The 12534-nt window shown below is 65.3% G+C and carries 14 protein-coding genes; 11 read left to right on the plus strand and 3 right to left on the minus strand.

The window, feature by feature from the left end; genetic code table 11:
• Positions 1-43: 43 nt before the first annotated feature.
• The 3 genes from QEP15_RS10240 to flgA all read right to left on the minus strand — a co-directional run bounded on the left by QEP15_RS10240 (position 44) and on the right by flgA (position 1683).
• Positions 44-517 carry a flagella synthesis protein FlgN gene (locus QEP15_RS10240; protein ID WP_152384172.1) on the minus strand — a complete coding sequence of 158 codons (474 nt, stop codon included), beginning with the start codon at positions 515-517 and terminating at the stop codon, positions 44-46.
• A 31-nt stretch (positions 518-548) separates the two neighbouring features.
• Positions 549-842 (minus strand): flagellar biosynthesis anti-sigma factor FlgM, encoded by a 294-nt coding sequence (gene flgM / locus QEP15_RS10245; protein WP_056316603.1) that lies wholly within the window; start codon positions 840-842, stop codon positions 549-551.
• A gap of 127 nt (positions 843-969) precedes the next feature.
• Complete coding sequence (gene flgA / locus QEP15_RS10250) at positions 970-1683, minus strand: flagellar basal body P-ring formation chaperone FlgA (RefSeq protein ID WP_056318671.1); 714 nt, start codon at positions 1681-1683, stop codon at positions 970-972.
• A 178-nt stretch (positions 1684-1861) separates the two neighbouring features.
• Between flgA and flgB the strand changes: the two genes are divergently transcribed.
• From flgB to flgL, 11 genes are all read left to right on the plus strand, one after another.
• Positions 1862-2269 (plus strand): flagellar basal body rod protein FlgB, encoded by a 408-nt coding sequence (gene flgB / locus QEP15_RS10255; RefSeq protein ID WP_056316606.1) that lies wholly within the window; start codon positions 1862-1864, stop codon positions 2267-2269.
• A 22-nt stretch (positions 2270-2291) separates the two neighbouring features.
• Positions 2292-2711, plus strand: a complete 420-nt coding sequence (gene flgC, locus QEP15_RS10260; RefSeq protein WP_056316609.1) for a flagellar basal body rod protein FlgC — start codon at positions 2292-2294, stop codon at positions 2709-2711.
• Positions 2712-2731: 20 nt separating this feature from the next.
• On the plus strand, positions 2732-3430 hold the full coding sequence (locus QEP15_RS10265; protein WP_056316612.1) for a flagellar hook capping FlgD N-terminal domain-containing protein: 699 nt from the start codon (positions 2732-2734) through the stop codon (positions 3428-3430).
• Positions 3431-3499: 69 nt separating this feature from the next.
• Complete coding sequence (locus QEP15_RS10270; RefSeq protein WP_280148750.1) at positions 3500-4966, plus strand: flagellar hook-basal body complex protein; 1467 nt, start codon at positions 3500-3502, stop codon at positions 4964-4966.
• A gap of 47 nt (positions 4967-5013) precedes the next feature.
• Positions 5014-5778: a flagellar basal body rod protein FlgF gene (locus tag QEP15_RS10275; RefSeq protein WP_056316617.1), complete on the plus strand. Its 765-nt coding sequence runs from the start codon at positions 5014-5016 to the stop codon at positions 5776-5778.
• A 52-nt stretch (positions 5779-5830) separates the two neighbouring features.
• Entirely contained in the window at positions 5831-6616 is a 786-nt protein-coding gene (gene flgG / locus QEP15_RS10280) for a flagellar basal-body rod protein FlgG (protein ID WP_056316620.1), read from the plus strand.
• The gene (locus QEP15_RS10285) at positions 6616-7305 is read left to right on the plus strand and encodes a flagellar basal body L-ring protein FlgH (RefSeq protein ID WP_056316623.1); all 690 of its coding nucleotides are present in this window, start codon (positions 6616-6618) and stop codon (positions 7303-7305) included. The genes flgG and QEP15_RS10285 overlap by 1 nt, the downstream gene beginning before the upstream one ends.
• Positions 7306-7308: 3 nt before the next feature.
• Complete coding sequence (locus QEP15_RS10290; RefSeq protein ID WP_056316626.1) at positions 7309-8445, plus strand: flagellar basal body P-ring protein FlgI; 1137 nt, start codon at positions 7309-7311, stop codon at positions 8443-8445.
• A 5-nt stretch (positions 8446-8450) separates the two neighbouring features.
• A complete protein-coding gene (gene flgJ / locus QEP15_RS10295) occupies positions 8451-9428 on the plus strand; it encodes a flagellar assembly peptidoglycan hydrolase FlgJ (protein ID WP_142055718.1) in 978 nt (325 codons plus the stop codon).
• A 73-nt stretch (positions 9429-9501) separates the two neighbouring features.
• On the plus strand, positions 9502-11175 hold the full coding sequence (gene flgK / locus QEP15_RS10300) for a flagellar hook-associated protein FlgK (protein ID WP_056316633.1): 1674 nt from the start codon (positions 9502-9504) through the stop codon (positions 11173-11175).
• A gap of 46 nt (positions 11176-11221) precedes the next feature.
• A complete protein-coding gene (gene flgL / locus QEP15_RS10305; protein ID WP_056316635.1) occupies positions 11222-12481 on the plus strand; it encodes a flagellar hook-associated protein FlgL in 1260 nt (419 codons plus the stop codon).
• Positions 12482-12534 lie beyond the last annotated feature (53 nt).

Genomic DNA, 12534 nt, shown 5'->3' on the forward strand with positions numbered 1-12534 from the left:
CGGCGTGCCAGGCACGCCGTTTTCTATTGGGAGGCTGGAGCGTTCAGCCCGCCACGATCGGCCGGCGGCCCGGCGCGCTGCGGGCGCCGCGGCCTTGCGCGTCGTAGGTCGAGGCGCTGCCGACGCCGACGTTGCGCAGGGCGTCCAGCGACTGCTGGGTATAGCGCAGGTGCACGTCGATCAGGGCGCCATTGCGCATGTTGATTTCGCTGGCGGAGGCCGACTTGGACAGGAGCGCCTGCCAGACGCCGGAGAGCTGCGGATACTGCGCCGCGGCCTGTTCGGTGCCGACGTGGCCGGTGGGCAGGCCGATTTCCGTGAGCAGGTTGTCGCGGGTCTGGCTCAGGTCGACCAATTGCTGCGCGATGCCGCGCTTGCGTTCGGTGATCTGGTTCAGCGCCTCGACGCTGCCCTGGCTGACCAGGACCTCGGTTTCTTCCTCGAGGATCGAGGAGAACTCGGAGATCAGGGTGTCTTCCTGCTTCATGCAGGATTGCAGGGAATCGACGAGGCTCATGACAGACGGCTCTATATAAAGAAAGGGCAGGCTATTTCAGAAGGTCGCGGGCGCTGGCGATCAGGCTGTCGGCGATGCGGCCGGTGTCGATCTTGAGCTGCCCGGATGCGATCGCGGCGCGGATGGCGGCGACGCGCTCGACGTTGATGTCGTTCGAGCCGTCTTGCAGGGCCAGCATCTTGCGCGACGCCGAACTCAGCGCGACTTGCGAGCTGCTCGAGCCGGTGGCGCTGCCGGCGCCATAGGCCTGGCTGACCGCGGACTCGGCGCGTGCACCGACGGCGTCGGCCGCCAGGGGCCGGTTGGTGGTCGAATTGATTTTCAAGGTTTTCTCCGCAGGGCGTCCTGGGTCGGTTTGCGACGGATCCGCCTACTTATGTCTCTGTAACGACAAGGGGCGAAGGAACTTTAGGGTATATACACACCCGCCGCAACGCGATTTGTAACATTATCTAGAGCTGTATTTCCACCAGGGTGGCGTTTCGGACGATACCGCTGACCACTTGACCGCCCGCCGTCTTGACCTGGACCACCGCGCCGGGCGGGGCGTTTTCCAGGGCTTCGCCCTCGCTGCTGACCGTGAATCCCTTGCCTCGCGCGTTGATGCGCACGTTGGTGCCGCGCTGCACCGACTGGGCGTTGCGCAGCGAGGAGCTGCGGATGGGCTGGCCGGCGTTGATGCGGAACGCGGCGGTCATGCCGGCCACCGCCTGCGGGTCGGTGATGGCGCCGGGGGGCAGGGCGACCAGATCGCCGTCGCGGGCGTCCAGGTCTGCCGGGGTCAGGGCCTGGCCGGCGGCAATCAGGCGCGAGGCCACGTAATAGTGGCCGGCCACGCTGACGGTCGCCTGCACATAGGCGGTCCAGCCCTTGGCCGCATTGCAGCGCACGCCGACGGTCATGCGCGAGCGCAGCTTCATGCCGGAAGGCAGAAACGGGGACAAGGTGTCGCAGGGCGCCAGCCGGTCGGTGCGCGGCGGATCAATGGCAATGGACGCCTGGCCGGGCAGGGAGGCCAGCTGCTCCTGCAGATAGGTCTGGGCCGCCATGACGATCGCTTCCGGCGCCTGGGTGGCCGCCGCCTGGGCCTGGGCGGCGCCCGCCGAGGCCAGAAGCAGGACAGCCAGGCCTGCGCGCGCGTGAAGGAGTCGTGCAGAGATTTTCATGATGGATGAATTGTAGAAGTGGGCGGCTTTCGGCAATACGTGAATTGGATGAGAAATGACGGGTTATTTGGCTGATTGTGTTACCAGTCCGGCCCCTATCATGCCGTCATCCAATGGGATAACGGTGTGTCCGGTGTCCCTCGCTTTATCTGATTTGCAACGTATTCAAGGCGCCACGATGCTCGACAGGCTCAACGAAGATTTCCGGTTCTACCAGCAGGCTCTGGCACTGCGCGCGCAGCGCCAGGAAGTGCTTTCCTCGAACATCGCCAACGCCGACACGCCCAACTACAAGGCGCGCGACATCGACTTCAAGGCGGCGATGCAAGCCGCCATCGAAGGCACGATGCGCCTGCCCGACACGTCGCTCAAGCTGACCTCCGCCCGCCACATTCCGGCCAAGGCCGTGTCGCAGGGCCCGACGGATCTGCTGTACCGCCTGCCGTACCAGCCCAGCATGGACGGCAACACGGTGGACATGGACATCGAGCGCGTGCAGTTCGCCGACAACACGCTGCATTACCAGAGCACGATGCAGCTCATCTCCAACCGCATCCGCGGGCTGCAGACCGCCATTCAGGATTGATCTTTAAAGGGAGCAACAGGCAATGTCCTTGTTGAGCATTTTCGATATCGCCGGCTCGGCGCTGAGCGCGCAGTCGCAGCGCATGAACGTGGCGGCCAGCAACATGGCCAACGCCGACAGCGTGGTGGGCCCGGACGGCCAGCCGTACCGTGCGCGCCAGGTCGTGTTCCAGGTCAACCCCGCCGCGGGTCAGGCGCTGGGCCAGGAGATCGGCGGCGTGCGCGTGGCCGGTGTGGTCCAGGACCAGTCGCCCCTCAAACAGGTCTACGACCCGAAGCATCCCCTGGCCGACGCCCAGGGCTACGTCAGCATGCCCAACGTCGATCCGGTGGCCGAAACGGTCAACATGATCGCGGCATCGCGGTCCTACCAGGCCAACGTCGAAGTGCTCAACACCGCCAAGGCGTTGATGCAGAAGACGCTCACCATCGGCCAGTCCTAATTTCCAGCCAGAGTGTATCCATGACCACCGTCGATCAAACCACGAGCACCACGGCCATGGGCCTGGCGCAAACCGGCGCCAACAGCGCGAGCACCGCGCAGGGCCTGCAGGACCAGTTCCTGAAGCTGCTGGTCACGCAGCTCAAGAACCAGGATCCGCTGAACCCGATGCAGAACGCGGAGCTGACGTCGCAACTGGCGCAGATCTCCACGGTGGAAGGCATCACCAACCTGAAGAACACCATGCTGGCCATCAGCGGCCAGATCGACGTGTCCCAGTCGATGAACGCCGTGTCGATGATCGGCAAGGGCGTCCTGATCCCGGGCACGAAGGTCAAGGTCGGCGTGGACAGCGCCAACCCGGCGGACCGCGTGGTCACGCCCTACGGCCTGGACCTGCAGGGCGACGCCGCCAAGGTGCAGGTTCGCATTTCCGATTCGAACGGCGCGGTGGTTCGCACCATCGAGCTGGGCGAACAGAAGACCGGCGTGTACACGCTGGAATGGGACGGCAAGAACGACGCCGGGGTGGCGCTGGAAGCGGGCGCCTACAACGTGTCCGTGCTGGCCACCGACGCGGAAGGCGCGAAGGTGAATACGGAAGTGCTGAGCTACGGCAACGTCAAGAGCGTGGCCTACTCCACCAACGGCCTGCGCCTGGATCTTGGCCTGGACGGCCAGACCAGCATGCTGGACGTGCGCAAGGTGATCGGCGCCTGAACGGGCGAATATGAATCGGTGCCGGCGCACGGGCGGCGGCTTTTCCACTAAAGATTAGCGAGAGTAAACATGGGCTTCGGACAAGGATTGAGCGGCTTGAACGCCGCTGCGCAGAACCTGGACGTCATCGGCAACAACATCGCCAACTCGGGCACCGTCGGCTTCAAGTCGGCGACCGCATCGTTCGCTGACGTCTACGCCAGCTCGCGCGTGGGCCTGGGCGTCAAGGTCGCGGCCATCAACCAGCGCTTCACGGTTGGCGCGGTGACGGGCGGCGGCGGCGAATACGACATCGCCATCGATGGCGCCAAGGGCATGTTCCGCGTGACCGACCAGAGCGGCTCTGTCATGTACACGCGCAACGGCGAGTTTCTCGTCGACAAGAACAACTTCATCGTGAACGCCCAAGGCTACCGCCTGACCGGCTACCCCGCGGGCGCGATCGGCGCGAACCCGGTCGAACTGCAACTGCCGACCGCCAACGTGGCACCGCAGGCCACCAGCACCGCCACCACCGTGGCCAACCTGGACGCCAACGCCAAGGTCATCTACCAGGTCGACACCGTGACGTCGCCGGCCGTTCCCGGCTCGGTCACGCTGGGCGGCACCGCCTACACGTTCACCAAGGCCGCCGGCGGCGCCCTGACGTGGACCCCGGGCAACCCGCCGGCCGCCACGTACGGCACGGCGCCGAACACCGTCACGATCGACGGCACGGGTCAGGTTACCGCTGGCGCGCTGGAAGACATCCCCGGCTTCGTGGACTACACCGCCGCCGTCACGGAAATCGGCAAGCCGTTCGATCCCAAGATCTCCAGCACCTACACGAACGCCTCGCCCATGACGGTGTTCGACTCCCTGGGCAACTCGCACCAGGTCATGCAGTACTTCGTCAAGCGTGAAGCCACGGCCGGCACCAGCGTGTACGACGTGTACTACACGATGGACGGCCAGGCCATGGCGCCCACGACGGAAGCCGGCGGCGTGTGGGGCAACCCCCAGCAATTCACGTTCAACAACGCCGGCACACTGACCAGCGCGCCGATCGTGAACCTGACGTTCGCCCAGCCTGGCGGCACCGCCACCCCGGCCGATCCGCTGAACATCGCGGTCAACTACACCGGCACGACGCAATACGGCAGCAACTACAAGCTGGTCGCCAAGCCCGACGGCTACACGTCCGGCGAATTCAGCGGCATCAACATCAGCAGCGACGGCAGCCTGGTTGCCAGCTACACCAACGGCGAAACCCAGGTCGTCGGCACGCTGGTTCTGGCCGACTTCTCGAACCTGCAGGGTCTGCAGCCCGTGGGCAACAACGCCTGGAAGGAAACGGCGGCCTCCGGCCAGCCGATCCTGGGCCAGCCCGGCACCAACAGCATGTCGACGGTGGTGGGCCAGGCAACGGAAGCGTCCAACGTGGACATGAGCCGCGAGCTGGTCAACATGATCATCGCCCAGCGCACCTACCAGGCCAATTCGCAGACCATCAAGACCCAGGACGAAATCATGCAAGTCCTGATGAACCTGAAGTAATGCCCGCTGGGCAAGTGACGACACCGACGACACCCACGGAATAGGCAATGGATCGAATCATCTACACCGCCATGAATGGCGCAGCGCGGATCACGGAGCATCAGGCCGCGCTCTCCAACAATATGGCCAACGTGAACACGACGGGCTTTCGCGAGCAGATCGCGCTGTACCGCTCGGTTCCGGTGACGGACGGGGTGAGCCTGCCTACGCGTGTTTCGACGGTGGCGTCCACGCCCGGCAACAGCTTTCAGATGGGCACCATGCAGACCACGGGCCGCGACCTGGACGTGGCGCTGTCCAGCGAAGCCGGCTGGATCGCGGTGCAGACCCCGCAGGGCGAAGCCTATACGCGCGCCGGCAGCCTGCAGGTGGGCATCAACGGCCTGTTGCAGACGTCGCTGGGCCAGCCGGTCCTGTCGGACCAGGGCGGTCCCATCGACGTGCCCGACCAGGCCGCGCTGACCATCACGTCCGACGGCACGATCACGGCGCTGGGCGCCGGCGACGCGCCGAACAACATCCTGAACCTGGGCCGGCTCAAGCTCGTCAATCCGGACAACAAGCAGCTGGTGCACGGCGACGACGGTGTCTTCCGCATGGCGCCGGTCAATGGCCAGCCCGCGCCGCCGCTGCCTGCCGATCCCGGCCTGCGCCTGTTGTCGGGCGTGCTGGAAGGCAGCAACACCAATCCGATGGCGTCGATGGTGGGCATGATCGAAAACGCCCGCCGCTTCGAGCAGCAGATGCAGGTGATTCAGCAGTCGGACCGCAATGCGGAACGCGCCAACGGCATTCTGTCCGTAAGCGCCTGATTTAAATAAACATTTTGTTCGCGGCCAAGCCGCGGCACCGGAGTTTCTCATCATGATGCGTTCGCTGTGGATCGCCAAGACGGGCCTGGAAGGTCAGCAGACCTCCATGGACGTGATTTCCAACAACTTGGCCAACGTCTCCACCAATGGGTTCAAGCGCGGCCGTGCCGTGTTCCAGGACCTGATGTACCAGACGCTGCGCCAGCCCGGCGCCCAGGTGGGCGACGCCACGCAACTGCCGTCCGGCCTGCAGCTGGGCACCGGTGCACGCGTGGCCGCGACCGAGCGCATCCACTCGACCGGCAACCTGAACAACACGGGCAGCGAAATGGACGTGGCCATCAACGGCCGCGGCTTCCTGCCGGTGGAACTGCCCGACGGCACGCAGGCCTACACCCGTGACGGCGCCCTGCAGCGCGACCAGAACGGCCAGCTCGTGACCGTCAGCGGCTACGTCATCCAGCCGCCGATCAACGTGCCGGACAACGCGCTGTCCATCACCATCGGCAACGACGGCATGGTGTCGGTGACGCAACCCGGCGCGGCCGGCGTGAACGTGCAGATCGGCCAGTTGCAGATCGCCACCTTCATCAACCCGACCGGCCTGCAAAGCATTGGCGAAAACCTGTACCTGGAAACCGACTCGTCGGGCCCGGCGAACCTGCTTCAGCCCGGTGTGGACGGCGCGGGTTCGATCATGCAAAAGTATGTCGAGACCTCCAACGTCAACGTCGCCGAGGAACTGGTCAACATGATCACGACTCAACGCGCCTACGAAATGAACAGCAAGGCCGTCAAGACGTCGGACGAAATGCTGGCCCGCCTGACCCAACTGTGATGCCCATGTCTGTCCTGCGCCTGGTATTTGCGTCTGCGCTGGCTCTGCTAGCGGCTGGCTGCGCCATCATCCCGCCCGAGCCCATCGTGACCGGGCCGACGACGGCGGCGCCGCCGCCGCCGCCGATGCCGATGGCGCAGCCCACGGGCTCGATCTACCAGCCCACGACATACGGCAATTACCCGTTGTTCGAAGACCGCCGGCCGCGCAATGTGGGCGACATCGTCACCATCGTCTTGAACGAGCGCACCAATGCGTCCAAGAACGTGGCGACGAACACCAACCGCACCGGCTCGGCCACCCTGGGCATCGCCGCCGCGCCGTCCTTCATGGACAGCTGGGCGAACGCCAACCTGAACACGGAAGCCAACGGCGGCAACGTGTCGCAGGGCAAGGGCGACAGCAGCGCCAACAACGCCTTCACCGGCACCATCACCACCACGGTGGTGGGCGTGATGTCCAACGGCAACCTGCAGGTTGCCGGCGAAAAGCAGATCGCCATCAACCGCGGCAGCGAATACGTGCGCTTTGCCGGCGTGGTCGATCCGCGCTCCATCACGGGCACGAACACCGTGTCGTCCACGCAAGTGGCCGATGCGCGCATCGAATACCGCAGCAAGGGCGTCATGGACGAAGTTCAGACCATGGGCTGGCTGCAACGCTTCTTCCTGATCGCCTCGCCGTTCTAAATCATGAAACAACCGACTCCGATATCCACCTTGCTGTCCCTGTTGGCGCGGGTGTGCGTGGCCGTCGGCCTGGCCGCGGGCGCCGGCGCGGCGCACGCCGAACGGCTCAAGGATCTGGCAAGCATCCAGGGCGTGCGCGGCAACCAGCTGATCGGCTACGGCCTGGTCGTGGGTCTGGACGGCAGCGGCGATCAGGTGCGCCAGACGCCGTTCACGCAGCAGAGCCTGACGAACATGCTGTCGCAGCTGGGCATCACGGTGCCCGCCGGCAGCAACATGCAGTTAAAGAACGTGGCGGCCGTCATGGTCACGACCACCTTGCCGGCGTTTGCGCGGCCCGGCCAGACGCTGGACGTGGTGGTGTCCTCGATGGGCAACGCCAAGAGCCTGCGTGGCGGCACGCTGCTGATGACGCCGCTCAAGGGCGCGGACAGCCAGGTCTACGCCATTGCCCAGGGCAACATCCTGGTCGGCGGCGCGGGCGCCTCCGCGGGCGGCTCCAGCGTGCAGATCAACCAGCTGAACGGCGGCCGCATCAGCGCGGGCGCCATCGTCGAGCGCGGCGTGCCCACCACGTTCACGCGCGACGGCTACGTGCATGTCGAACTGAACAACACCGACTTCGGCACGGCGCAGAACGTGGCCACCGCCCTGAACCGCAGGTTCGGGCAGGGCACGGCCACCGCGCTGGACGGCCGCGTGATTCAGGTGCGCACGCCCATGGAGCAGGGCTCGCAAGCCCGCTTCCTGTCGCAGATGGAAGACCTGCAGGTCACCCGCGCGCCCACGGTCGCCAAAGTCATCATCAACGCCCGCACGGGATCGGTCGTCATGAACCGCACGGTCATGATCGAAGAGGCCGCCGTCGCGCACGGCAACCTGTCGGTCATCATCAACCGCCAGAACGAAGTGGTTCAGCCGGACACGCCGTTCACGCAAGGCCAGACGGTGGTGGTGCCCAATACGCAGATCGAAGTGCGCCAGGACAACGGTTCGCTGCAGCGCGTCAGCACCAGCGCCAACCTGGCCGACGTGGTCAAGGGCCTGAACGCCCTGGGCGCCACGCCGCAGGACCTGCTGGCCATCCTGCAGGCGATGAAGAGCGCGGGCGCGCTGCGCGCCGAACTTGAAATCATCTGACGGACATGGCTTACACCAACGACGCGGCAGGCGCCAGCACCCGGCAGGACTCGGTCTTCGACATGGGCCGCCTGTCGGACCTGAAGCGCGACGTCAAGAAAGACCCTGCCGGCACCGAGCAGCAAAAACAGGTCGCCAAGCAGTTCGAGGCGCTGTTCCTGCAGATGATGGTCAAGCGCATGCGCGAGGCCACGCCGAAAGAGGGGCTGTTCGACTCCCAGCAGACGCAGATGCTGCAATCCATGGCGGATGAGCAGCTGGCGCTGCACCTGGCCTCGCCCGGCATCGGCCTGTCGCAGGCCATCCTGGCGCAGATGCAGCAGGGCACGCCCGGCGAGATGTCCGACGAAGCGATCAAGCGCATCGGGCAGGGCGGCGATCTGGACTTCCAGACAGGCGGATCGCGTGAAGTGTCCGCGTTGCTGAACGTGATGCGCAACAACCGGCCCGCCGACCGCGCGCTGGCCGCGGCGGAAGGCGCGCCCGGGCACGTGGTCGATTTTGTGTCCAAGATGTCGCGCGCGGCCAATCTGGCGTCGCAGCAAAGCGGCGTGCCGGCCCGCCTCATCATGGGCCAGGCGGCCCTGGAATCCGGCTGGGGCAAGCGAGAGATCAAGCACGCCGACGGCAGCACCAGCTTCAACCTGTTCGGCATCAAGGCCGGTCCCAGCTGGAAGGGCAAGGTCGTCAATGTGCTGACCACCGAATACGAAGACGGCGTCGCCCGCAAGGTGACGCAGCCGTTCCGGGCCTACGCGTCGTACGAGGAATCCTTCGCCGACTACGCCCGCCTGATCGGCAACAGCCCGCGCTACGAAAGCGTGACGACGGCCCGCAACGAGATCGAGGCGGCGCGCCGGATCCAGGACGCCGGTTACGCGACGGACCCGCGTTATGCCCAGAAGCTCATCGGCATCATGGGCCAGCTGCGGGGCGCGGCATCCAACGTGGAAAATTCACGCCGGATGCTGGAAGGACTCTAAATTTGGGTGAGCTCCTGCCGTAAACGGGGTATCCAGAGATAACAGCTGCGGTTACATACGGGGCATTGTCAGCATGAATTTGTACAAAACGGCACTGGGCGGGTTGAACGCGGCGCAAGCGGGCCTGGCAACCACCGGCCACAACATCAACAATGCCACCACGGTCGGCTACAACCGCCAGCGCGTCATGACCTCGACCGCGGGCGCCCAGGCGACCGCCAACGGCTACATCGGCCGCGGCGTCCAGGTCGACACCGTCGTTCGCAGCTACGACAGCTTCCTGTACAAGCAGCTCGTCGGCGCGAACGGCAGCGGCGCCCAGCTCCAGGCGCAGCTCGACCAGGTCTCGCAGATCAACAACCTGTTCTCCGACCGCACCGTGGGCATCGCCCCGGGTCTGACCAATTTCTTCACCAGCATGAACACGGTGGCCAGCAAGCCGGCGGATCCCGCCGCGCGCGCCGACCTGCTCGGCCAGGCCAACAGCCTGACGACGCAGATCCGCTCGGCCTACTCGGAAATGCAGAAGCAGCGTGAAGGCCTGAACTCGCAGATCAGCACCACGGTCGACCAGGTCAACAGCTACCTGACCCGCATCGACGACCTGAACCAGCAGATTTCGCTGGCGGCCGGCAAGGCCGGCGGCAGCCCCCCCAACGACCTGCTCGACCAGCGCGATCAGGCCGTCATGGAACTGAACCAGCTCATCGGCATCACGACCTACGAGCAGGGCGACAAGATCAGCATCTCGCTCACGAAGGGCGGGCAGTCGCTGCTGTCGGGCAACACCCTCTACCCGCTGCAGGCAGTGCCGTCCGCCTCGGACGCGGGCCGCACGGTCATTGCGTACACGCTGCCCGCGGGCACCGGCAAGACCATCGCGGTCGAGATGAACGACACCGAAATCTCCGGCGGCAAGCTGGGCGGCCTGTTGCAGTTCCGCGCCTCGTCGCTGGACGTCATGCAGAACCAGCTTGGCCAGATGGCCGTCGGCCTGGCGCTGTCGTTCAACGAGCAGCACAAGCAGGGTCTGGACCAGGGCGGCAATCCGGGCACGGACTTCTTCAGTATTGGTTCGCCGCAGAGCGTGCCCAATACGGCAAACAAGAGCAACGCGCAGATCTCGGGCGAATTCACCGACTTGGCAAACGTCAATGCCAAGGACTACGAGATCTCGTTCGACGGCACCAATTACCAGGTCGTGCGCATGCCGGAAGGCTCGCAGGTCTACAACGGCCCGGCCACCGGCACGCCGCCCACCGCCACGCTGAATCTCGAAAGCGAGATGGGCGTGACGCTGACCATCAATGCGCCGCCCCAGGCCGGCGACAAGTGGTCGCTGTCGCCGACGCGTAACGCGGCCCGCGACATCAACGTGCTGATCACCGATCCCGACAAGGTTGCCGCGGCGGACCTGGACGGCGGCGATGCCAACGGCAAGAACGCCTTGAAGCTGGCGCAGCTGCAGACCAGCAAGGTGCTGAGCCACGGCACGATGAGCATCAACGACATGTTTGCGCAGGTCGTGAACACGGTCGGCGTGCAGACGCAGCAGATCAAGACGGCCGCCACGGCGCAGGTCAACCTGATCAAGCAGACGACGGCCGCGCAGCAGGCGGTGTCGGGCGTGAACCTGAACGAAGAATACGTAAGCCTGTCGCTGTACCAGGAGCAATACCAGGCCAGCGCCCGCATCATCGATGTGGCGAGCACCATTTTTGACACGCTGTTGGGCCTGCGCGGCTGATCAGAACGTTGACTGTGAATACTAGAAAGCATTTCGGAGCTGCACCATGCGTCTGAGCACCACGATGATGTACACGAACGGCCTGAGCGGCGTTCTCGCCCAGGAATCCGACATGAATCGCCTGGTGGAACAGGTTGGCAGCGGCCGCAAGTTCCTCACCCCCGCGGACGATCCGCTGGCGGCTTCCCTGTCGATCGGCGTCGCGCAGACGCAGAGCATGAACACGACGTACGGGCTGAACCGCAACACGGCCAAGACCAATCTCGGCCAGGAAGCCAACGTCCTGGACTCCATCACCACCGCGCTGCAGGACGTGCGCACGCGCGTCGTGCAGGCCGGTAACGGCACGTTTGCCGACAGCGACCGCCAGGCGCTGTCCACGGCGCTCAAGAGCGCCCGCGACGCGCTGCTGGGCCTTGCCAACAGCACCGACGGCAACGGCCAATATATGTTCTCGGGTTATGAAGGCAGCGTGGTGCCTTACGCCCAGGACGCGACGGGCAAGATCGTCTACAGCGGCGCCACCGGCGAGCGCACCGTGCAGGTCGACCAGTCGCGCCAGTTGTCCACCAGCGACCTGGGCAGCGACATCTTCAATCGCGCCAATCCGGGTTCGACGGCGTACGTGAGCACGGCGTCTGCGGCCAACGGCGGCACCGCGCAGTTCAGCACGGTCTCGGTCACGCCGGGCAACCCCAACATCGGCAAGAATTTCAGCCTGCAGTTCGAATCGGACCCCGCCACGGGCAACATGGGCTATCGCGTCATCACGACCGACCCGTCGGCCACCCCGCCCGTGCCGCCGGTGATCACGCCCGCGCCGCCGGCCGGTCCCACGGAATACAAGGAAGGCGCCAGCATCGACTTCGGCGGCGTCGCCGTGGTGGTCAAAGGCACGCCGCAAAATGGCGACGTGATCGATGTCGAGAGCATCCAATCGGCCGATGTGGATCTGTTCAACACCCTGGACAACCTCATCAAGGTCCTGGATTCGCCCATCGCAGGCGATGAAAAGGCGCTGGCGCGTCTGAACAACGAACTGGCGACGGCGAACAAGAAACTCGCGACCAACTACGACAACGTCCTGACCGTAGGCGCGTCGGTGGGCGCCCGCCTGAACGAGCTGGAGGCGCTGGACGCCACCGGCACGCAGAAGGGCCTGTCGTACTCGAAGTCGCTGTCGGATCTGGAAGACCTGGATTACTACGCGGGCGCCAGCCAGCTCGCGCTGCGCCAGGTGGCCTTGCAGGCGGCTTCGGCTGCTTTCATGACCATTCAGGGTTCCAGCCTGTTCAGCCGCAAGTGATGCGGTAGGTTTCAGCGCGGCGCGGCGTGTCCGCACCGCGACAGGCGCATTTT

The sequence above is a fragment of the Achromobacter mucicolens genome (genome assembly GCF_029866465.1).
Lineage (GTDB): Bacteria > Pseudomonadota > Gammaproteobacteria > Burkholderiales > Burkholderiaceae_B > Achromobacter > Achromobacter mucicolens.